Below are 22,475 nucleotides of genomic sequence, written 5' to 3'. Positions count from 1 at the left end.
ACATGCGTGTGCAAATCCGCTACTCTAGCACACGCCGAGAACATGAAAAACGTGAAACCTCATAGGAGAACCCATGCCCCGCCGCTTCCACGACGCCGAGGAACTATTGCCGCCAGCAACAGCTTTAAAGCGGGCACTGGCGATTATCTACGACGGCTTGATCAGTATTGCCGTGCTATTGGTCGCCACCTGGGCGTATACCATGATTGCAGGCTGGGTGACCGGTTGGGAAACCTATGAACAAATGGCCGAAGCCGGCCAGCTATCCGGAGACCCGGGGCTGACCTTTGTCCTGTTCCTTGTGCTGTATCTTTTCTTTGCTTATTTCTGGACGCGCGTTGGCCAGACGTTGGGCATGCAGGTTTGGCGCGTACGCATCGAAAATCTGGATGGCACATCGGTGAGCTGGACACAGTCTCTGCTGCGCTATGGAACGGCCGCCGCCGTGGTTTTTCTGGCGATGCTTGGTGGCCATTATCTGGGCGCGGTCACCTTGCTGCTGACTGTACCGGCGATCATCGCCTTGTTTTATCCGATCAACGGCCTGTCGGTCACCGACCGGGTTTCCGACAGCGTGGTTGTTGCCTTGCCCAAGCCCACAAAAAAATAGCCCGTCTTCGGGCCGGCTTAGCCGGCCCTTCTCATCAACATCGCTCCCACGGCAGCGTTAATGAGTATCGGTGCCAATACCGCAATCATTGGATTGAATCCGTAAACCATGCTCATTGGCCCCAGCAGATCCTGCATGTATTTAAACAACAGCCCTACCAACAAGCCGGTAAACACACGAAAGCCCATGGTGACTGAGCGCAGGGGCCCAAATACGAAGGAAATCGCCACCAGCACCATCACGGCCGTTCCCAGGGGCATCAACGCCTTTTTCCAGAACGCCAACCAGTATTGAGCAGCCGTAAGACCTTGCTCACCCAGATAACGGGCGTAAGTAAACAACCCGGTCATAGAAAGATTTTCAGGCTTCACAATCAGTACACTGAGCACTTCCGGAGACAAGCCGGTATCCCAGCGCAGCGATGCCTGCTCATCACGGACCGTGCGTTCATCTTCAATGCGAGTGGTGACCACGTTTTCCAGCATCCAGTAATCACCGTGGAAGGCTGCCTTCTCGGCGAAACTCGATTGCGTCAACTGACGCTCATTATCAAATTCGAACAGAGATACACCCACCAGCACGCCATCAGGCTGGACCGCGTTCAAATGCATGAACGTGTTGCCTTCGCGGTGCCAAACTCCGTGAGCTTCCGCGACATTCCTGCCCGCGCCCATGGCTACGGCTTTATCACTTTGGGCGATACGCTCGGTGGTGGGTGCCACATACTCGCCAATCAACACTCCCAGCAACACTACAATCAAGGCGGGTTTCATCGCCGACCAGACAATTCGTTTCAATGAAACGCCGGCAGCCCGTATAACCGTCAGCTCCGACGAACTGGCCATGGTACCGAGCCCGACCAGGCAACCCATAAAAGCGCCCAAGGGCAGGTAATCGTAAATGCGACGGGGCAACGTCAGCGCCACATACCAGAGCGCCTCCATGGTCTGATAGCCATTACGGGTGTCTTCAAGCTCGGCGATGAAGGCAAAAATCAAATCCAGCGACAGCACCACCACCATCACCAGAAACATCGCGCCGCCCACGGTGGTCATCACATAGTTGTCGATCTTACGCATGGGCATCCGCCTCCTTTTGCAGGCGACGGCGGTTCAACCAGGCAGGGCCAAACTGCAGCCACAAGCCTAGCGACAAGAACAGCGCATGAACCCACAGCATGCCCAACCACTCCGGCACCTTGCCATCCGCCAGCGCATCCCGCGCAACAATCAGCAAGCCAAGGTAGGTGATGTACACCAACATGGCGGGCAATAGATGGAAGAACCGACCCTGCCTCGGGTTAACCCGGCTCAGGCGTACCGCCAACAGGGTGATAATCGGAACAATCAACGGCAGAGAAATACGCCAGTGCAACAACGCACGATCTTCAGGGTCATCCGAATTCCACAGGTCGAGCGTTGAAATACCTTCCTCCAGCTCTTTAGTGCCGGCTTCACCGCTCTGGATTTTCAATCCATAGGCATCAAAAAGCGTCACGCTATGATCGAGCCGTCCGGGGACGCCCTGAAACCGGCCACCGTCTTCGAGAACCAAAAAACGGCTCCCAGTCTCCTCATCGATCAACTGCGAGCCGGTCTCAGCCGTAATCAATGTAACCCCTTCCCCGTCACGACCGTATTCCGCAATAAACACGCCTTGCAGCTGGCGCTTGTCGTCACTCAAAGCTTCGGTATAGGTAACCCGGGTGCCGGAGCTCAGGTCCTGAAATCGGCCCGGCGCCAGCATCTCGAACTCCGTAGCTTTGCGCTGCTCATTGAAAATCTGTTCAACCTGTTTCATACCCCAAGGCGAGACATAAAGGCTCATGGCACCCACCACAAACATGACCGGCAAAGCACCCAGCAGCGTTTTCGTCAGCAGCTGGCGCTCACTGACACCGCAAGCAAACAACACGGTCATCTCGCTTTCGAGATACATACGGCCATAAGCGAGCAATATGCCAATAAACAAACCCAGCGGAAGAATCAGTTCAAGAAAACCCGGAAACCGGTAACCCATGATGGCAAACAATACGCCCGCAGCGATTTCGCCCTCTGCGGCACTACCCAGATACTTAATGAACCGACCGCTCATGAAAACCAGCAACAAAATGCCGGAAACGGCGAACATGCTCACCATGATCTGGCGAATGAGGTAACGGAAAATGATAGTCAAATCAGTCTCTCTGGTGGCGCCCGGTTAGAAGATGGTGGATACAGGAAACTGCGCGTATTCTATGTAACCTTGCAACTGAATGACAGTAAAGCACTCAACCATTAAAGCCATTCAAGCAATATGGGCCGTCTGCTTGATTATTCGTGGCTTAGCCCCAATCCTAGAGAACATGCAAAAAGCTGGGCTCGGCCCAACACTCGAATCACACAACAGGAGTTGTCATGAATTTCAGCCTGAGCAGCAAAGCCATCACGGCGACCAACACCGACTGCCTCGTTATCGGATTGCCCGAAAACGGTGAATGGCCGGAAACCACCAAAGCAGCAGACCAGGCTTTGGGAGGGCTGATCAAACAACTGGAACAAGCCGGCGACCTGACAGGCAAAAACGCCACGGTTAACACTCTGCCCCTGACCGAGCAACCCTGGCAGCGAGTAATTGTTATTGGCACAGGCAAAGACGACGAGCGCCATCAAGCCAACTACCGCAAAGCCTTGATCGCCGCCGTAGGCGCACTGAAAGACGGCCCATCCAACAGTGCCTTCATCTGCCTGACCGACACCGAAATTCAGGGCTCAGAAGCGACCACTTCAGAAGAGGCCCGGCTGAACCTGCTCGGCCGCACACTGGAGGAGCAACTCTACACCTTCACCGGATTCAAGAGCGAACAACCGCCCGCCCGCAAACTCAACAAAGTGGTGGCGCAAGCGTCTGATGCCGATCAGTCCCAGAAAGACGCCTTCAACCTGGGCCTCGCCACCGGCCGCGGCATGAACTACACCCGCGATTTGGGCAACACACCGCCCAACGTTTGCCACCCGGTTTGGCTGGCAGAACAAGCTCAGAACATGGCCAAAGAACACGACTGCATCAAAACCGAAATACTGGATGAGAAGCAGATGGCCGACCTGGGCATGAACACCATTCTGGCGGTTGGCAAAGGCTCAACCCAGCCTCCCCGCCTGATCGTCATGGAATACCGCGGCGGCAAAGCAGACGAAAAGCCCTACGTACTGGTCGGTAAAGGCATCACCTTCGACAGCGGCGGCATCAGCCTGAAACCCGGTGCCGGCATGGACGAAATGAAATACGACATGGGCGGCTCCGCCAGCGTATTTGGTACCATGAAAGTACTGGCTGAAACCAAGCCCAGCATCAACGTAGTGGCCGTTATCGCGGCGGCTGAAAACATGCCAGACGGCTCTGCAACACGCCCGGGCGATATCGTCACAACTCTGAGCGGCAAAACCGTTGAAATCCTCAACACCGACGCCGAAGGCCGCTTGGTACTGTGCGACGCACTCACCTACGTGAAAAAGTTCGACCCTGAAACCGTCATCGATCTGGCCACCCTCACCGGCGCCTGCATCATCGCCCTGGGCCACCAGGCAACCGGCATGCTGGCCAACGACGACGAACTGGCCAACGAACTGCTGGCCGCTGGCGAAAGAACCGGCGACCGAGCCTGGCGCCTGCCCCTGTGGGACGAATACCAAAGCCAGCTCGACAGCAACTTCGCCGACATCGCCAACATCGGCGGCCGCCCTGCCGGCACCATCACAGCCGCCTGCTTCCTGTCGCGATTCACCAAAGAATACCGTTGGGCCCACCTGGACATTGCAGGTACCGCCTGGGATTCCGGCAAAGCCAAAGGCGCCACCGGCCGTCCGGTTCCCCTACTGGTCAACTACCTGATGTCCCATGCAGGGTAACAGCCCAAACACGCCACCGGAGCCCGGCAGCCCAGCTGCCGGGCCCTCCGGCCAGGCCGCAAAAAACCAGCGCTACTGGTTTCACATCCTCGCCCAAAACACCCCAGCCGCCCGCAACCTCCACGCTGCCAAACTCGTGGACAAAGCCTGGCAGCAGGGCGACCGCGTGTGCGTGCTCTGTGAAAACCAGCAACAAGCGCAAGAATTGGACGACCTTCTCTGGAACTTCACCCCAGACGCCTTCATCCCCCACAGCATTGCAACCGACCCAAGCATCCCATGCTCCGACCCGGTTGGCATCTTGCTCTACCCACCGGCCGCTGCTGACTGGGACACGGTCATCATCCTGTCTTCCACCCTGCCCGAACAGGCTGACCAATACCGAAGACTGGCACTGGTCGCCCAAAACGATCCGGCGGTACTCAACCAAGCTCGCGGCCACTACAAACAGCTGCGAAAGCTCGGCATAGAAGCCCGGGTACACGACATGCGAAAACGCTGACTAACACGTTTGCCCATCAAAAGGCATACGGTCGCTCACGAATTTCCAAACACATAGATACAGCACAAACTTGAGCGCGACAATAAGCCAGAGTTTGATAAGCGAAGTTGGGACAGGCTTTCCAAAAATTTCGGAGGCCATGGATGGCCGGAGAGAAGCGCACATGGATGTGCTCGAAGCGGTTTTTGGAAAGCCTGTCCCAACTTCGCTAACACCCAAACGAGCAAGCTAAGAATATAGGAACACCGGAGCCGAACGTTCGCCCGAACCAAGCCGACCATGTATAATCGCCGGTTTCAAACTTTCCCTCGTGAATCAACCAACGGTCACTGCAGAAACCCATGGAAAAAACCTACCAGCCAGAAAACATCGAGCGCCAGTGGTACGAAAACTGGGAATCCAAAGGGTACTTCCGCCCCAGCGGAGAAGGCCAGTCCTACAGCATCGCTATCCCGCCACCTAACGTGACCGGCAGCCTGCACATGGGCCATGCCTTCCAGCACACCATCATGGACACCCTCACCCGCTACAAGCGCATGCAGGGCAACAACACCGTCTGGACCGTCGGCACAGACCACGCCGGCATCGCCACCCAAATGGTCGTCGAGCGCAAACTCGCCGCCGAAGAAGGCAAAACCCGCCACGACCTAGGCCGAGAAGAGTTCATCAAGCGCATCTGGAACTGGAAAGAAGAATCCGGCGGAACCATCACCCGCCAAATGCGCCGCCTTGGCAACTCTGTAGACTGGAGCAACGAACGCTTCACCATGGACGAAGGCTTCTACAAAGCCGTACAGGAAGTGTTCATCCGCTTGTACGAAGACGGCCTCGTCTACCGCGGCAAGCGACTGGTCAACTGGGACCCGAAACTGCACACCGCCATTTCCGACCTTGAAGTGGAAAACAAAGAAGAAAAAGGTTTCTTCTGGCACCTACGCTACCCGCTGGCTGACGGCGCAACCACCCAAGAAGGCAAAGACTACGTCGTGGTCGCCACCACCCGCCCCGAAACCATGCTCGGCGACACAGCCGTAGCTGTACACCCGGACGACGAACGTTACCAGCACCTGATCGGCAAGCACGTCATGCTGCCGCTGGTAAACCGCAGAATCCCGATCGTGGCCGACCACCACGCCGACCCCGAAAAGGGCTCTGGCTGCGTAAAAATTACCCCGGCCCACGACTTTAACGACTACGCCGTCGGCAAACGCAACAACCTGCCGATGATCAACGTCCTGACTCAGGACGCGAACATCCGCGAAGTCGCCGAAGTGTTCAACAGCGACGGCACCGAAAACAGCGACATCGATGGCAGCATGCCGGCCGCTTACGCCGGCCTGACCCGAGAAGCCGCGCGCAAGCAAATCGTTGCGGACATGGAAACAGCAGGCTTGGTACAACAGGTTGAAGACCACGTACTGAGCGTACCCCGCGGTGACCGCTCCGGCCTGATCATCGAGCCAATGCTCACAGACCAGTGGTTTGCCGATGCCAAAACCCTCGCCAAACCCGCCATTGAAGCGGTAGAAGACGGCCGCATCCAGTTTGTGCCCAAACAGTACGAAAACATGTACTTCTCCTGGATGCGGGACATCCAGGACTGGTGCATCTCCCGCCAACTGTGGTGGGGCCACCGGATTCCGGCTTGGTACGACGCCGAAGGCAACATCTACGTCGGCCGTGATGAAGACGAAGTGCGCAAGAAGCATAATCTGGCCGCCGATCTGGAACTGAAACAAGACGACGACGTACTGGATACCTGGTTCAGCTCCGCGCTGTGGACCTTCGGTACCTTGGGCTGGCCGGAAATCACCGAGCGCCTGAAAACCTTCCATCCGACCGACGTGCTGGTCACCGGATTCGACATCATCTTCTTCTGGGTTGCCCGGATGATCATGATGACCATGCACTTCATGAAGAACGAAGACGGCACGCCGCAGGTTCCGTTCAAAACCGTTTACGTCACCGGCCTGATCCGCGACGAACACGGTGACAAAATGTCCAAATCCAAGGGCAATGTCATCGACCCGCTGGACATGATCGACGGCATCGGCCTCGACGAACTGCTGGAAAAACGAACCGGCAACCTGATGCAGCCCAAACTGGCTGAAAAAATCGGCAAGCGTACCCAGAAAGAATTCCCGGAAGGCATCGCGGCCCACGGCACCGACGCCCTGCGCTTCACCCTGGCGGCCATGGCCACCACCGGCCGTGACATCAACTGGGACATGAAACGACTGGAAGGCTACCGCAACTTCTGCAACAAACTGTGGAACGCCGCACGCTACGTACTGATGAACACCGAAGGCGAAGACTGCGGTGTGAACGACGAGCCGGTAGAACTGTCTCTAGCGGATCGCTGGATCATCAGCGAGCTGCAGCACTGCGAACAAGAAGTAATCCGCCACCTGGAGCAGTACCGCTTCGATCTGGCCGCTTACGCGCTGTACGAGTTCATCTGGAACGAATACTGCGACTGGTACCTCGAACTGGCCAAGCCCTGCCTGAGCGACGAAAGCGGCAGCGCAGAAGCAAAGCGCGGAACCCGCCGCACACTGGTTCGTGTTCTGGAATCTATCCTGCGCCTGGCGCACCCGATGATGCCGTACATCACCGAAGAAATCTGGCAGCGCATTGCGCCTCTGGCCGGCAAGAGCGGTGACAGCATCATGCTTCAGCCCTTCCCGCAGCCTGAAGAGAGCAAGCAAGACGCCACCGCCAAAGCCGATATCGAATGGGTGAAAGGCGTTATCGTTGCGGTGCGTAACATCCGTGGCGAAATGAACATCTCCCCGGGCAAGCCGGTGCCGGTATTCCTGAAAGGCGGCAACAGCGAAGACGAACGCCGCCTGAATGCCAACCGTCAGTTCCTGATGTCTTTGGCCAAGCTTGAGAAACTGGAATGGCTGGGTTCAGAAAAAGCCCCAATGAGCGCTACTCAGTTGGTTGGCGAGATGGAAGTGCTGGTTCCCATGGCTGGCCTGATCGACAAAGATGCCGAGCTCAAGCGTTTGGACAAAGAGCTGGATCGATTGCAAAAAGAAATCAGCCGAGTTGAAGGCAAGCTGAGCAATGAGAAGTTCACGGCCAAAGCACCGGCTGAAGTGATCGAGAAAGAAAAAGGCAAACTGCGCGATGCCCAAGGCAGCCTGCAGCGGTTGAGTGCACAGCGAGCCGAAATCGAGGCCATGTAAGGCCATGATTGCGATTCTGGGTGCCGGCTCTCTGGGCCGGCTTTGGGCGGCCAAGCTCCCTGCTGGTCAGGTGGCTTTTGTGCCCCGCCCGGAGCAGTCTGCCGCACCCCTTCGCTATCGATTCCGGCCCATCAATGGGCCGGAACTATCCGTGCAAATCCCCTGGTTAACCAACACAGAATCGCCCTCACTGCTGATCGTCACCACAAAGGCTGGCGACACCTTGGCGGCCTTGCAGCCATTAATGCCCCGACTGCCCGAGACAACGCCCGTCGTCTTATTCCAGAACGGCCTTGGCAGCCAGCAACGTGTGGCCCAAATTTGGCCAAGCCACCCTATTCTCGCGGCGACCACCACCGAAGGCGCAAACCGCCCCGAAACCGAACTCACCGTCCATGCCGGGCAAGGTGAGACCTGGGTTGGCGCTTTGACACCCGCTGGCGAAGCCAGACTTCGCAAAACTGTTTCCACGCTGGCAGAAAGCGGCCTGAGCGTTAACGCCACACCGGACATTTTCGACAGGCTTTGGCAAAAGCTGGTGATCAACGCCGGCATCAATCCCTTTACCGCGATCTTGAATTGCCCGAACGGCGAGATACTTGCACACCCGTTTTATCAACAGTGGATTGATCCTCTGTGCCGGGAAATCAGCAAACTGTTAACCGCCAGCGGCCAATCTCCGAGATCTGCGACGGCACTCAGGGAGGCGATCGAAACCGTCGCCTGCAAAACCGCAACCAACACCTCCTCTATGCGTGCGGATCGGTTGGCCGGGCGCAAAACCGAAATCGACTTCATTAACGGCTACTTAGCGCGCCTTGGGGCAGAACTCGGCATCGACACCGCTGTGAACCGGATGCTCACCGATCAAGTAGAACAACTGAATTGACACTCTTTCATTAGGAGCACAACCACTATGGGCAACCGCCTATCAAAAATTTATACCCGCACCGGGGATGACGGCTCGACCGGCCTGGCAGACGGCAACCGCGTTACCAAGAACGCCCTGCGGGTAGAAGCTATGGGCACTGTCGATGAGCTGAATTGCCACGTCGGCATGCTTGTTGAAACGTTACCCACTGCCGATTCCCTGGTCGATCTGTTCCGCCGCATCCAGCACCACCTGTTCGATATCGGCGGAGAGTTTGCCATTCCCGGTAGCGAGATGATTGGCGAGAAGCACATCAACTGGCTGGAACAAGTGCTGGACGAACACAATGAAGACTTGCCCCCGCTGAAAAACTTCATCCTTCCCGGCGGCTCGCCTGCTGCCGCACAGTGTCATTTGGCACGTGCCGTATGCCGCCGCGCCGAGCGCATCGTGGTCGGCCTAAGTCAGGAGGAAGAGATCAATGCCGGTGCACGACAGTATCTGAACCGTCTTTCGGACCTGCTATTCGTGGTATCTCGGGTGCTGGCTCGCCGTGAAGGCGCCAAAGAAATTCTATGGGAACAACAAAAATCCGGCCTCTAAGGGCCGGATTTTAATCAGCATTAAGTCGCGACGGCTTCAGACCTTGAAGGTCTCAACCAGCTTTTGAAGCGAGGCCGTCAAGCCTGACATCTGGCGAGACGAATCCAACGTTTCCTGCGCGTTTTCGGCCGTGCTTTGGCCCAACTCACCGATACTCTCAACGTTGGCATTCACATTTTTCGCCACCGCGGACTGCTCTTCAGCCGCCTGTGCAATCTGATGACTCATATCGACAATTTCTGAAATGCCGTTCGCGATACTATCCAGTGCCTGCGTCACTTCTGTCGACTTCTGAACGGTCAACTCCGTCGCCCCATGACTGCTGGTCATCGCTGAAACCGCTTCTTTCACACCGCCCTGCAAACGGGAAATCATGTCTTCGATTTCCTCAGTGGACTTGTGCGTGCGCTGTGACAAAGATCGCACCTCGTCTGCCACAACTGCAAACCCGCGACCGTATTCGCCAGCACGCGCAGCCTCGATAGCGGCATTGAGCGCCAGCAAGTTGGTCTGCTCCGCAATGGCTTTGATCTCGACCAGAACCTGACTGATATTATCGCTGTCTTTGTTAACCCGATTGATGACCTCCATCGCACCGGCGATCTCGCCAGCCAGCTTGTGAATGGTCTCTACCGTATCCGCAACCACCTGTCGGCCAGTTTCGGTATCCCGTTCGGCACTACCGGCACTATCGGCCACCCGATGAGCACTCTCGGTCACTTCGTTGACCGCTTCCACCATCTGCCCCATGGCTTCGTTAATCTGACTGCTTTCATCCATCTGGCGCGCCACAGCTTCACTGTTCGCAGCCGCGGTATCGTTAACCCGAACGGCCTGAAGGCCGACATCGGCGGTGGTCGCACTGACAGACCGGATCAATTCGGCGATCTTGTCCGTCATATTGTTGAATTCGGATGTCAGCTCGCCTAATTCATCGCGGTTGGAAAGCTCGATATGCGTGGTCATATCACCGGCCGCCACGCTTCTCGCCGCAGAACTGAACCGATTGATGGCAACCCGGACCGACATAAAGAAACCGATATACAAATACACCACGACCAGCATTACGGCGATCAGAGACGCAACGATGGTGGTTCGCTGGCGTGTCTCACTGGCCAAACGGCGCTCCAGGTTGGCTCCCACCACGTCAAAAATGGTCTCAATCAAAGCATCGAAATGCCTGGTTTGGGCAGTAACCGTTGCATCGTATTGCTGCCAGGGCGTTTCCAGTCGCATGGGCGTAATCACCTGCATATCCAATGCGTTTCTGACAACCAGCAGGCTTTCGTCTACTCGGGGCAGGGCTGGATCCCCGGCCAGTTCAGACGAAGATTCTTTGGCAACGACCAAACTGGGCGAAAGCAAAGAGCTTCGGTTGGTCAAACGATCAAAGATCTCGTTCAGATTCTCGCTCATGGCATAGCCCACCTGCCCTTCGACGAGCGAGAAGATACCGTAAGATCGGGCGCTACCAATGGCATTACGTGCATCCGGAAAAACATCACGCACCAAACCAAGCAACAGCTGGTTTTCTCTGGAAGCGTCTTGCCCCAACCCCGACACTTCCATGGTGGCTGGCAACACTGCGACGACTTTCTGAACGAATTCCTGATAATACTTGAACTGCGCGTCCATGCTGCCCTGATAGCTATTGCTCTTCAGGAGTGCACGCCAATCTTTCTGCAACGCAAGAATCTGCTCCTGCCAGGAACCGGACACGTCAAACGAACGGCGCGACTCAGCCAAATCGGTCAGCAACGCATCCACTTGTTTTGCCGCCCGATCGGCCTTTTCGGCCAGGGCCGGATCCTCCTTGAGAATGGCGGGAGCCTTATAGTCGCGAAATTCCATCGCCGCTGCCAACAAACGATCGGCGGTCTGCAGTTCCACCAACCCGTCAATGCTACGGTTCATGGTTTGCACAGACTGATTGAGACCGGAAATGACCAGCCAGGACAGCACCAGAATAGGTCCAAGAAAGAGAATGCTGATGAGGCTGAACTTGTAAACCATCGGCAGCCGGTTCATCAACGCAATCGCTGGATTAATTAAGTAGTTCAAAGCGCCCTCGCCCAGATTCGAAAACCGAACCATGAATGTTATTTTTTTGATTGTTACCTACAGCTGGAACGTTTAAATCGCTCCAAAGTGGTAATGGGCCTATACCATGCCTGCAATAACCAGCAACGCAATGACACAGATCCAAACCAGCATACTGCGGTTCAATAAATCCCTGATGGCGATCAGACTGCGGCCACCGAAACGTGGCCAGTCTTCCGGATGCAACTCCGAGAACCGTTCAGGATCAAGTGCATATCCGGTTAACGACCCGTTGGCGGAAATCATTAGCACTTCCGTCGTCGATTTTTTCAAGCCGGGTATAATTTGACGGGCTTTCCGGGACCAACCCGACAAATCACCCGCCACACCAAACGTGCAGCCCAGCAATCTTGCCGGAATCCAGCCAATCCAATCCGCCGTCTTTCGATAACTCGGTCGCGCTCCGGCCTGCGGCCAATGCTCCGCCAAAGCCAATACTCCGCGAGCCAGCACCGCCGCCGCGACGCCACCGACGACATACCAGAACACCACCAGAAAAAAACGGCCAAACACGTTTTCAATCAGCGCCTTGGAAACCGACAGGTGCATGGCTTCCGGTGATAACGCGGCTCCCCGTTCATCGGCAGGCAGCCGGTCTTTAACGTGATGCCATGCTCCCTGCATGTCACCGCGGCTCCACGCCTCGGAGTAGGCTTTGAGGGACTCCTGCCAGCCCGGTACGCCCATCAGAAGGACGAGCAACACCATCTCTAGCGGATACACCGCCAGCCGAAATCCGAGCTGCTCAGCCAGCACCGTCAACACGACAAGACAAATCGCGGGTAGTACGACCAGCGCATACCCCTTTATTACAGAGGTTTCGTGCCCCACCTTGCTCGTTGCGCCCTGCTGAAACCAAGTACGCCAGAAGCCATCCGTACTGAAGGCTCCTTGCCGATCCAGCTTTCGACGTATCACATACGCCAGCAGAAAAATCACCAGAACCATTCAGTCTTTCTCCGAAGTGCCCACAAGCTTTTGAAAATGCGACCATTGAAAAGCCGGCCCGGGATCTGTCTTTCGGCCCGGGGCGATATCGCTATGGCCGGTGATGCGATCCGGAGTGACCGCCGGCCAAGCGGCCATGGTCAATCGCGTGAGCCGTGCCAGCATTTGATATTGTGCCTCGGTGTATGGAATGTCGTCAGCACCCTCGAGTTCAATCCCAATGGCAAAATCATTGCATTCTTGCTCATTACCAAAGCAGGACCGGCCGGCATGCCAGGCCCGGTCAAGACAGCTGACAAACTGCACAACCGAACCATCCCGCCGCACCAGTGCGTGCGCCGACACTTGCATGTCGGCAATTTCAGAAAAATAAGGATGGGCGTGCCGGTCCAGGCGATTGCAAAAGAAGTCTTCAATGTAAGGGCCACCAAACTGCCCGGGAGGCAGGCTGATGTTATGCACGACCAGCAAGGTGATCTCAGCTTCGGCCGGACGGGGACCAAAATTGGGCGAGGGGCACCACCGACCATCGGGGAAGCGTCCTGTCGCCCGCAAGTTGTCAACCTGCGCGGCAAAATCAGCGGTGGAACCGGAGGAATCGATGAGATCAGATTGTGTATTTGGCAAGGCTCATCCGTAGGGGCAATGAGTGATTCAAGTGCTTTGATTGAATCACAAAGCGATTACAGATGCCACGAATTACCGGACAGGCAACTGGATCAATCCTTTCGACTTTGCCGAAGATTATCGATAATGGATTCCAGAGCGCGATCGAAAATCAGGCCATCATCCAACAGCGAGATCTTGTTTTCCTGCATAGCCAAGGCCAGGTCGTCACGGAGATATTCGGCCACTTTTGCGCCGTTACGATTCACAAAGATGTATTTACCGGTCACTTTGATGAAGGCGGCCAGCTTACAGCGAACCCGCACACCGTCTTTGTTCAATTCAAGCCAGGACCCCACGCTCAGCTGATCGGCGGTATCAAGCCACTGTTGGTCAGCAACTAAACGCTCATTTTGCGACACCGCGTGGTCAACAATCTCCGCCGAGCCACCGCTACTGTCCTCACTCTTGTCCAGATCAGCCCCTAGCGCGTTATCTGTGACGCCTTCTGGCTCAAGAAGCGAGGGCTCAACCTCACCGCTCACATCTACTTCGATCTCGGGAAACTCCGCGGTTTCATTCCGGTGATTTCCAGATTCAATCGGCGCAGTCACCAGAGTCTGCAGGACATCGACGTGCACCAACTCCAAATCACGTATCATTGCATCGGTCGCAAACGGATCCCAGGAAATTTCCTGCAGCGCTTTTCTAAGCCCTTCAACCACAACCGGAATAGTTCGCAACAGGTCCGCACGAGTGTCTACGGAAACCGGGCGCGGATCGACACTCCACACCAAGCGACCGGTTAACGACTTGGCATTAGCCCACTCCGGACTCTCTTCGCCATGACGTAAAACCACCCACTGCAGGTAACGCGAAAGCGGATCATGGATAATCTGTATAACCGGCTGCGGGAGCTCGTGCTCATCGGATTGCCGGCGGATAAGCTCGGCCGCGACTTGCTGTGCGCGCTCTTGCTTGGCACGTCCTTCTTCCGCATCTCTGAGCCGCTGTTCGACCAATTCTCTGCGCCGCCGGTCCAGATCCATGAAATGGCCGAAGTCTTTCACGAGCTCCTCAAACAGCCCCACGTTCTCGCTGTACTCAGACAACACGCGCTCAACCACTTCTTCAATTTTATCCCGCAGCGGATCCCGTACGCCCGGGCGCTTTTCGCTCCACCCTATTGCCGCTATGGCTAGCTCGTTCAGCAGTTTGCGAACCGGGTGCCCTCCGCGATTGAAGAAATTCCGGTCACTCAGGGCCACCTTCAGAACGGGTATTTGCAGCCGCCCGATCAGCGCCTTCATCACCGGGTGCAACTGTCGGTCTTCCAGAATAAACTCAAACAGCATTGAGACAAGGTTAATGACATCGCCATCAACCTGCCCGACTGACGCATTTCCTCCCTCGACCGACCGAAGCAATGACTGCAATTGATCCCGCAATGGCAGCACCTGCTCGCTGCGGGCAGCCTGCGCAGCCGATTGAAGCTGGTTCAGCTGATTGATCAGCCGCTCTGTCTCTAGCACCTGCACACCGGCCTTTTCTGCCGGAGCTTCCTGATGGTCGGTTTGATGCAACAATGCACTCAACTCACTTAACGTCGGCGTTACTTCCGCCTGAGTGTGATGGGACTCAAGGTTTGAGCCTCCGGTGTTACTGGCGTTATCTGATGCTGGCACAGGACGCGTAGCGGACGGGCCGGTGCGAGGCGGCGTTTTCATATCCGCCAGGACACCTTGGGTAACCAAGGTCTGGTTACAGGCCTGATAAAACACTCCTAACTGCTCGGTGAGCATTCGTTCAAACAATTTCAGCACCACCAGTTTGGCGCGAATGTCGATGTCGAGATCAGCGCAGGCTTCTGAAATCGCTCCGCACAAAACCTCGGGGCTCAGAGGAATCTGTGCATCGGTCAACGATACGTTCGGAACGGTGTGGCGAACTCTGGCCGCCAACAGGCTCAATACTTCTGAATACCGGTTACGCAAGCGGTTAGTCAGGTTGTCCAGAGCAACCTGCTGCTCAAGATCCCCGTGGTCCACCAAGCTCAGTGAATCAACATCCACGTTCTCCAGCGACGGACCTTCCTGGCCCGGGTTAAACCGCCCGAGTTCGTTAAACGCCTGACTCACGTACTGAAGAATGGAAACCGTCATGGCCTTGCGCCGCAAACGCAGTTCGCGCATGGCATCGAAGTAGGATGTCTGGTCCTGGTTCGAGCCCGCTCGGTCAGCCAATGCAAACAGACTGTCATCGGCCTGTTCGAAGAATCCGGCAAGCACTGTCCGTAGGGATTGGCCAGAGCTATCCCGAAGTCGCACTAACGTCACCGGTAGCGAAAATCTGCCTACCGATGTTTGGCCACTCAAGTGAACGACCTTACTGTGCTGTGCCATGGATATGCTCCGCTCCAAACCTGTTAAACAATGTAAAACACGGCGTATTTACATCATATAGGCATTGCCTGTCACCTTCTGTCAGAATTTGTCACCTTTTGTTTACGCCGGAACTCAATCACATTATTCCGCCTTGCGCTGCACATTTTGATTAAGCGCCCGAGCGCAGTAGAATTGCGGCCTATCAACCTACATTCACTTTTCCGGAACGTCACCATGATCAACCCAGAACTGCTTCGACAGGCCCGCATTGAATCCGTTGCTGAAAGCCTGCGGGAAGATATCGGCGATGGCGACATCACCGCCATGCTGATCCCTGCCGACAAGCACGCCGAAGGACGGGTTATCACTCGCGAACCTGCTCGACTGGCCGGCAAAGAATGGGTGAACGAAGTATTTCGCCAGGTAGATCCGGACGTTAAGCTGGAATGGTTGCACGAGGATGGGGATCAACTGCAGGCGGATGACGTTATCTTCCGGATGTCCGGAAATGCCCGTTCGCTTCTAACCGCCGAACGGTCTGCACTCAACTGGCTTCAAATGCTCTCCGGCGTGGCGACCGAGTGCGCCCGGTTTGCCGCCAAGGTGTCACATACCAAAGTGCAATTGCTGGATACTCGTAAAACACTGCCTGGATTAAGACTTGCGCAGAAGTATGCGGTCACCTGCGGCGATTGCAGCAACCACCGCATCGGGCTGTGGGACGCCTTCCTGATCAAGGAAAATCACATCGCTGCGTGCGGCTCTATCGCGGCAGCCATCGCCGAGGCCCACCGCATTGCTCCGGGCAAACCGGTCGAAGTAGAAACCGAATCTCTGGATGAGCTAAGGCAGGCACTGGATGCCGGTGCCGACATCATAATGTTGGACGAGTTTTCAATGGCGGATATGAAGCAAGCGGTGGAGCATGTAGCCGGGCGCGCAAAACTTGAAGCATCGGGCGGCATCAACGAACAAACCCTGGTCCCCATTGCAGAAACCGGCGTTGACTACATTTCGATCGGCGCACTCACCAAAGACGTCAGGGCCATCGACCTGTCTATGCGCCTGGTATAATCCAGACGCCTCTCCCTCACTCCCCCGAGAGCAAACCGTCCATGTGCGCCAGCGCCTGAATAAGCCTGGCGCCACTTTCGCTCCGGGCTCGAAAGTATTCCTCCGCCATCGGCGCAATACCGGACACAGACGGCAGTGGTTGCCCGGCTTCCAGCAGCACCTTCATGCGCGCAACGAAAACAAACTGAAGCCACTGCGGGAAGCTCATGGTATCCAGACAGAACGGCTGCGTGCTTTCGAACGCTTCTGGCGGCAGCGGTTGTTCTTGCCATGCCCCCAAGGTTCTGAGCTCTAATTCTATCTGGAGCAAGCTGTCGGCAACGTTACTTGCATGAGATTGGCTATCAGTCATGGTCAATGGCCCCGTCAATCCGCCAGCGCTTCCAACTCAACCGCTTCACCGTGCAGTACCCGGTACAGGTCTTCGAACTGCTGTGTGAGCGCGTGTTTGGGCGCCATGTGTATCAGTGGTTTTCGTGCCTGATGGGATTCTTTCATTTTCACAGAACTGGACAAACGCACCGGTAGCACAGGCAAACCTTCTTCAATCAACTCCCGCACCAATTGCTTTGGCAGGCTGGCCCTGGGCTGGAACTGATTCGCCACAATGCCTTCAACCACCAACGCGTCGTTATGATCTTCCTGCAATTCGCGGATTTCGTGCAAAATGTTGTACAGAGCCTGACGCGAGAAGTCGTCACAGTCGAACGGAATCAGACAACGCTGCGCCGCAATCAACGCTGACCGGGTGTAGAAATTGAGGGCCGGTGCGGTATCGATAAAAATTTCGTCAAAACTGTCACCCAGCTTCTTCAGAAACTCTCTCAGTTTGTAGATCTTGTGCTTGGCTTCCAGTTTACGCTCAAGGAAATCCAGCTCCGGGCTGGACGGCAACACAAAAAGGTTATCAAAGGGCGTGGCATGCACAAACTCATCCGGGCGACGAGTGAACATGCTGAACGCCACGGTCTGCTCCAACAGGTCTGCCACTGTATCTTTCAGCTCGGAAGAAGCCTTTCCCAGCAAGTAGTGGGTAGAATTGCCCTGCGGATCAAGATCAACAACCAGAGTCCGCTTTCCCCGGGCAGCGCTGATGGCCGCAAGATTACAGGTAATGCTGGACTTGCCTACACCACCTTTTTGGTTGAATACAACCCGTCTCATGCTGTCTCTCCAATCGTCATTGTCGTTTTGAATTCGTTGTTATTGTACTGCTACCAACCCATCACCGTTTTTACGAAGGGAATGGTCAAACGCCGCTGAGCTTGCAGCGAGTTTTCGTCCAGAGTGTCCAGAATACCCAGCAGATCTCCGAGCTTTCGGGGCGCACGCCGCATGATAAAATTAGCCACATCATCGCTGACCACCAAACCACGCTGCTCGGCTCGGGCCATCAGTATATGCATCCGGTCTTCGTCCCGGTACAAGCCGAGCTGTAGCAATAAACCATGCGACAGCCGGGACACCAGATCCGGCAAGCCGAACGGCAACGAGCCGGGCACTTCCGACATGCTCACAAGCAGCAACCCGCCACGGTCCATGACCCGGTTATAGAGGTGGAAAATCGCTTCTTCCCAATCGGCTTTACCGGCAATCTTTTCGAGATCGTCAAGACAAAGCAACGGGTGCACATCAAGGCCATCCAGTGCATCCGGGCCAAAAGGCAGCAATTCGCCAATACTGATACAGACTCCGGCTCGGCCAAACTGGTCGGTTTTATTGCAGGCAGCCTGTAACAAATGGCTTTTGCCGGTGTCGGAATCGCCGCACACCACAACCACCGGAAGTCCCTGCGGCGCATCACAGATCGCTTCAAGCCGGCGAGCCGCCTCGCGATTCCTGTCACCGTGGAAATTATCGAAACGAGCGTCATCCCTGAGTTTGACCCCGAGGATCATCTGAGACGGTATCACGACCGCTTTGCCCTCCATGCTCGCACACCCCAAACCAACACATAATGGCCACCGCTAAACACCGCGGACACAGCTACGACCCAGATACTGGCTGTGAGGATCCAGGGTTCCATCGACATGCCGGCCATAAGAATAATGATCACCAAAGCGGCCAGAATTTGGATAAAGGTATTCATTTTGCCCGGTATACTCGGCTCCATTTCAAAGCGCCCTACGCCATAATGGAACGCAAGCCCTCCGCACACAATAATCAAATCGCGCCCAAGCACCAAGGCAAACAACCAAACCGGCAACACACCCGTAATCGTCAACATCAGGTAAGTGGTGATCAGCAATGCCTTGTCCGCCAGCGGATCGGCAATGGCACCCAGCCTGCTTTTCCAGTTGAATGAGCGGGCAAGAAAACCATCAATCGCATCGGTCAGCGCTGCCACAACAAAAATCACCAACGCAAGGCGGTACCCGCCGTCAAGCAAGGCACCGGCGAACGGAATGATCAGCACGATCCGCAAAAACGTCAGTGCATTGGGGATCCAACGCCACTGCTGCGATCTCACGTATAAGTCTCCGTCAGTTTACGAGTGGCTACCACCACGCCCCGGGGCACTCTGCCAGCGGTAGTAAAGTACTTCGTAGAGTGATTCGAACGCGTCAGCGGCGTCTTGTTCATCACCTTCCGGCAACGACTGGTAAGCGGGGCCGGAAACGTCTGCTGCTTCCGCTTCGTGACCCTGAGCCTCCTGCCCCTCCGGGGCGCTCGATTGCGGCGCCTCAGCCGCTTCCATCGGCGTTGCATCCTCTGCGTTCTGGGCGACGAATCGGGGATCCAGGGCAATGTATTCTTGCAGCTGATTCAACTCGCCCGAAAACGCCACCTCCAACGTTAAACGCTCGCCCCGAATGCGCGATGCCCCAACGGCGCGTACGGGCGTCATACTTTGCAGCGCCTTCACTACATTGCCGTAATCCGCCAGCGAGGTTACACCGTCCAACACTACGTCAACTGCCGGGGAATCGGCCACATTACCAGCGGAAACCGCGTAACGGCTAGCATAAAGTTCGGCCCACTGATCGACGACTTTTGCGGCCAACTCTGCTGGCGTACCGGCACTGGCTGAACGCTCACTCGGGTCCATGCCCATACCTTCGAATACCCAGCCCGCGCGCCACTGACCACCGGAGCGACTAATGCGCATTAATGAGACCACATCATAGGCCTGCCCTTCGGAAGCCGCTTCAATTCGGTCAACAAACTGGCCCCACAAATCTGATAGCAGGGAGCGGTCGCCGGAAAATTGCGGGTCAGGAAACACCATCGGTAACCCGCGCTCAGAGGCTGCCGCCACAAACTGCTGGCGCCACTCGGCTGCACTGCCGGATTGCGATGCCCCATCCGCCTCTTCGGTAATCAACTGGCGCTGACCCCGTTCTTCCACTGCGATCCAGGCCAACGTAAGCGGACGGTTTGCCCCCCACACCGGGGCATTGAGCGCAGCCAGCCCACGGTTCACGCCTACCGCGCCGAAACTCATCTGCATGCGGCTCTGGCCCTGGCTTTGCCCTACCTGATAGGACAGCAACAAGGATTCAGCCTTGCTCAGGAGGCCTTCGACACCTTCAAGCTCCAATACGTCCCGACTGCCCGAAACTCGCACCAGAACTTCACGAAGCCCCGCCTCATACCCGGCCTTCACACTCGAGCTGCTGGTATCCGAAATCGGCACATCGGCATTGTAGAGCCCGGTAATAGTGACCGCTGTCGCTGGCGATGCAACAAACAAGGCGCACACCATCGCCATTGCCACGAGCACTGCCCGCTTCATTACTGCTGAATACCCGTTGACTGAATTCGTCATGTAGATGTAGCACCCTGCCGTTCCCATGATTGGCGCACAGGATACACCATCGCCTGTCAGCTGAGTAGCAAGCCAGCCACCGCTCTACGTGATAACCGTAGATTATCCAACGAATCGTGGCCGTATCGCGGAATACCAGTTGGAGCCCCCGTGCGCACCTGTTAAAATCCGCGGCCAGACCCACAGTCCAATGGTTATTTTCCATGAGCGAACAGAAGCCCTCCCTGACCTACCGCGATGCAGGCGTTGATATTGATGCCGGTAACGAGCTGGTAAACCGCATCAAGAACACCGCGGCCAAAACCCGCCGCCCCGAAGTACTCGGCGGCCTTGGTGGTTTTGGTGCCATGGTGTCCATTCCGGCTGGCTACAAAGAGCCCGTCTTGGTTTCAGGCACCGATGGCGTTGGCACCAAGCTTCGCCTGGCCATGCAACTCGAAAAGCACGACACCATCGGTATCGACCTTGTTGCCATGTGCGTGAACGACCTGATCGTTGGTGGCGCCGAACCTCTGTTCTTCCTGGATTATTACGCCACCGGCAAACTTAACGTCGATATTGCGGCCAATGTCGTTGAAGGCATCGGCAAAGGCTGCGAGCTTTCCGGCTGTGCACTGGTGGGCGGCGAGACCGCAGAAATGCCAGGCATGTACGAAGGCGATGACTACGACCTCGCAGGCTTCTGTGTTGGCGTGGTTGAGCGCGAAAACATTCTTGACGGCAGCCGTGTTCAGTCCGGTGATGTACTGCTGGCTTTGGGCTCTTCAGGCCCACACTCGAACGGTTATTCACTGATCCGCAAAATCCTCGAAGTGAGCGGCGCCGATTTGAGTCAGCCGATGGGTGACACCACTCTGGCGGATGCGCTCATGGCCCCGACCCGCATTTACGTCAAAAATTTGCTGAAGCTGATCCGCGACGTCGACGTGCGCGCCATGTCACACATCACCGGCGGCGGACTGCCAGAAAACATTCCCCGCGTTCTGCCAGACAACACGGTTGCTGCAATCGATACGGATAGCTGGGAGCTACCGCCCGTATTCCAGTGGCTGAAAGACGCCGGCGGCGTGGCGGCAGAAGAAATGTACCGCACCTTTAACTGCGGCATCGGTATGATCGTGTGCGTGCCTGAAGACCAAAAAGACCTGGCCATCGACACGCTGAACGCAATGGGCGAAACCGTGTGGCAGGTTGGCGTTATCGAGAATGCAGACTCCAGCGACTCCGCTTCTGCGGTTCGTTACGCGCCAGGGCTACTTAAGGCATGAAGGCAGATCCAGCGCCGCTACCCAAAATTGTTGTTCTCGCCTCTGGCAGCGGAACCAACCTGCAAGCTCTGATCGAAGCCACCCGTGAACGGGACTTCCCTGGCGAAATCATTGCTGTGGGCTGCAACCGCCCCGGTGCATTTGCGCTCGAGCGCGCAGAGCAAGCCAACATCCCCACCTTCGTGATTGACCATACGAAGTCGGATTCACGGGAGGCGTTCGACGCCTCCCTGATGGCTGAGCTGCACCGACACAACCCGGACGTGATTGTCCTGGCTGGCTTCATGCGCATTTTGACGGCCGATTTTGTTCGCGCCTTCCGGGGCAGGATGCTGAACATCCACCCCTCGCTACTTCCAGCTTACACCGGCCTGAACACGCACAAACGCGTGCTGGAAGCCGGTGACAAAGTGCACGGCGTTTCCATCCACTTTGTCACGGAAGAGCTGGATGGCGGGCCAGTCATAGCACAATCCGAAATTCGGGTGAACGATGACGACACCGCGGAATCGCTGGCGGAGCGTGTTCAACAGCAGGAACACCTGCTCTACCCGATCGTTCTGCGCTGGTTCTGCGAAGGGCGTATCCAGCTGGCCGCCGATGGCGTTCATTTCGACGGCTCACTGCTGCCGAAACCCATGCGCCTCTCGGACAGCTGA

At 56.3% G+C, this 22,475-nt stretch carries 20 protein-coding genes; 9 read left to right on the top strand and 11 right to left on the bottom strand.

Annotated features, from left to right (window positions below; all coding sequences use genetic code 11):
* Nucleotides 1-73 precede the first annotated feature (73 nt).
* Nucleotides 74-610: an RDD family protein gene (locus Q9245_RS13565; RefSeq protein ID WP_305897690.1), complete on the top strand. Its 537-nt coding sequence runs from the start codon at nucleotides 74-76 to the stop codon at nucleotides 608-610.
* 17 nt (nucleotides 611-627) lie between these two features.
* On the opposite strand, the gene lptG is transcribed toward Q9245_RS13565, so the two are convergent.
* Both lptG and lptF read right to left on the bottom strand, forming a co-directional pair.
* Entirely contained in the window at nucleotides 628-1,689 is a 1,062-nt protein-coding gene (gene lptG, locus Q9245_RS13560; protein WP_305897689.1) for an LPS export ABC transporter permease LptG, read from the bottom strand.
* Nucleotides 1,682-2,785: an LPS export ABC transporter permease LptF gene (gene lptF / locus Q9245_RS13555; RefSeq protein WP_305897688.1), complete on the bottom strand. Its 1,104-nt coding sequence runs from the start codon at nucleotides 2,783-2,785 to the stop codon at nucleotides 1,682-1,684. Before lptF ends, lptG begins: the two co-directional genes overlap by 8 nt.
* A gap of 221 nt (nucleotides 2,786-3,006) precedes the next feature.
* On the opposite strand from lptF, the gene Q9245_RS13550 reads away from it, so the two are divergent.
* From Q9245_RS13550 to Q9245_RS13530, 5 genes are all read left to right on the top strand, one after another.
* Nucleotides 3,007-4,497: a leucyl aminopeptidase gene (locus tag Q9245_RS13550; protein WP_305897687.1), complete on the top strand. Its 1,491-nt coding sequence runs from the start codon at nucleotides 3,007-3,009 to the stop codon at nucleotides 4,495-4,497.
* Nucleotides 4,487-4,999 carry a DNA polymerase III subunit chi gene (locus tag Q9245_RS13545; protein ID WP_305897686.1) on the top strand — a complete coding sequence of 171 codons (513 nt, stop codon included), beginning with the start codon at nucleotides 4,487-4,489 and terminating at the stop codon, nucleotides 4,997-4,999. The genes Q9245_RS13550 and Q9245_RS13545 overlap by 11 nt, the downstream gene beginning before the upstream one ends.
* Nucleotides 5,000-5,340: 341 nt before the next feature.
* Nucleotides 5,341-8,193 carry a valine--tRNA ligase gene (locus Q9245_RS13540; protein WP_305897685.1) on the top strand — a complete coding sequence of 951 codons (2,853 nt, stop codon included), beginning with the start codon at nucleotides 5,341-5,343 and terminating at the stop codon, nucleotides 8,191-8,193.
* 4 nt (nucleotides 8,194-8,197) lie between these two features.
* The gene (locus Q9245_RS13535) at nucleotides 8,198-9,082 is read left to right on the top strand and encodes a ketopantoate reductase family protein (RefSeq protein WP_305897684.1); all 885 of its coding nucleotides are present in this window, start codon (nucleotides 8,198-8,200) and stop codon (nucleotides 9,080-9,082) included.
* Nucleotides 9,083-9,109: 27 nt separating this feature from the next.
* Entirely contained in the window at nucleotides 9,110-9,667 is a 558-nt protein-coding gene (locus Q9245_RS13530) for a cob(I)yrinic acid a,c-diamide adenosyltransferase (RefSeq protein ID WP_305897683.1), read from the top strand.
* A 36-nt stretch (nucleotides 9,668-9,703) separates the two neighbouring features.
* Here Q9245_RS13530 and Q9245_RS13525 read toward each other — a convergent pair whose 3' ends face one another.
* From Q9245_RS13525 to Q9245_RS13510, 4 genes are all read right to left on the bottom strand, one after another.
* The gene (locus Q9245_RS13525) at nucleotides 9,704-11,728 is read right to left on the bottom strand and encodes a methyl-accepting chemotaxis protein (protein ID WP_305897682.1); all 2,025 of its coding nucleotides are present in this window, start codon (nucleotides 11,726-11,728) and stop codon (nucleotides 9,704-9,706) included.
* A gap of 99 nt (nucleotides 11,729-11,827) precedes the next feature.
* On the bottom strand, nucleotides 11,828-12,715 hold the full coding sequence (gene ampE / locus Q9245_RS13520; RefSeq protein WP_305897681.1) for a regulatory signaling modulator protein AmpE: 888 nt from the start codon (nucleotides 12,713-12,715) through the stop codon (nucleotides 11,828-11,830).
* Nucleotides 12,716-13,318 (bottom strand): 1,6-anhydro-N-acetylmuramyl-L-alanine amidase AmpD, encoded by a 603-nt coding sequence (gene ampD / locus Q9245_RS13515; protein ID WP_371824826.1) that lies wholly within the window; start codon nucleotides 13,316-13,318, stop codon nucleotides 12,716-12,718.
* Nucleotides 13,319-13,434: 116 nt separating this feature from the next.
* Nucleotides 13,435-15,723, bottom strand: coding sequence for a DUF1631 domain-containing protein (locus Q9245_RS13510; RefSeq protein WP_305897680.1), 2,289 nt, complete (start codon nucleotides 15,721-15,723; stop codon nucleotides 13,435-13,437).
* A 216-nt stretch (nucleotides 15,724-15,939) separates the two neighbouring features.
* On the opposite strand from Q9245_RS13510, the gene nadC reads away from it, so the two are divergent.
* On the top strand, nucleotides 15,940-16,779 hold the full coding sequence (nadC, locus tag Q9245_RS13505; protein WP_305897679.1) for a carboxylating nicotinate-nucleotide diphosphorylase: 840 nt from the start codon (nucleotides 15,940-15,942) through the stop codon (nucleotides 16,777-16,779).
* A gap of 16 nt (nucleotides 16,780-16,795) precedes the next feature.
* On the opposite strand, the gene Q9245_RS13500 is transcribed toward nadC, so the two are convergent.
* The 5 genes from Q9245_RS13500 to Q9245_RS13480 are packed head-to-tail and all read right to left on the bottom strand — an operon-like array spanning nucleotide 16,796 to nucleotide 20,548.
* On the bottom strand, nucleotides 16,796-17,131 hold the full coding sequence (locus Q9245_RS13500; RefSeq protein WP_305897678.1) for a YqcC family protein: 336 nt from the start codon (nucleotides 17,129-17,131) through the stop codon (nucleotides 16,796-16,798).
* A gap of 14 nt (nucleotides 17,132-17,145) precedes the next feature.
* Entirely contained in the window at nucleotides 17,146-17,943 is a 798-nt protein-coding gene (locus Q9245_RS13495) for a ParA family protein (RefSeq protein ID WP_305897677.1), read from the bottom strand.
* 50 nt (nucleotides 17,944-17,993) lie between these two features.
* A complete protein-coding gene (gene hda, locus Q9245_RS13490; RefSeq protein WP_305897676.1) occupies nucleotides 17,994-18,710 on the bottom strand; it encodes a DnaA regulatory inactivator Hda in 717 nt (238 codons plus the stop codon).
* Nucleotides 18,689-19,249, bottom strand: a complete 561-nt coding sequence (locus tag Q9245_RS13485) for a CDP-alcohol phosphatidyltransferase family protein (RefSeq protein ID WP_305897675.1) — start codon at nucleotides 19,247-19,249, stop codon at nucleotides 18,689-18,691. The genes hda and Q9245_RS13485 overlap by 22 nt, the downstream gene beginning before the upstream one ends.
* 18 nt (nucleotides 19,250-19,267) lie before the next feature.
* Nucleotides 19,268-20,548 carry a DUF2066 domain-containing protein gene (locus Q9245_RS13480; RefSeq protein WP_305897674.1) on the bottom strand — a complete coding sequence of 427 codons (1,281 nt, stop codon included), beginning with the start codon at nucleotides 20,546-20,548 and terminating at the stop codon, nucleotides 19,268-19,270.
* A gap of 203 nt (nucleotides 20,549-20,751) precedes the next feature.
* Here Q9245_RS13480 and purM point away from each other — a divergent pair, with 203 nt between their 5' ends.
* Complete coding sequence (gene purM / locus Q9245_RS13475; RefSeq protein ID WP_305897673.1) at nucleotides 20,752-21,816, top strand: phosphoribosylformylglycinamidine cyclo-ligase; 1,065 nt, start codon at nucleotides 20,752-20,754, stop codon at nucleotides 21,814-21,816.
* Nucleotides 21,813-22,475 (top strand): phosphoribosylglycinamide formyltransferase, encoded by a 663-nt coding sequence (gene purN, locus Q9245_RS13470; protein WP_305897672.1) that lies wholly within the window; start codon nucleotides 21,813-21,815, stop codon nucleotides 22,473-22,475. Before purM ends, purN begins: the two co-directional genes overlap by 4 nt.

This window comes from Marinobacter sp. MDS2, from assembly GCF_030718085.1.
Lineage (GTDB): Bacteria > Pseudomonadota > Gammaproteobacteria > Pseudomonadales > Oleiphilaceae > Marinobacter.
Note: the sequence above shows the minus strand (reverse complement) of the source record. Positions and strands in the feature narration are given on the sequence as shown.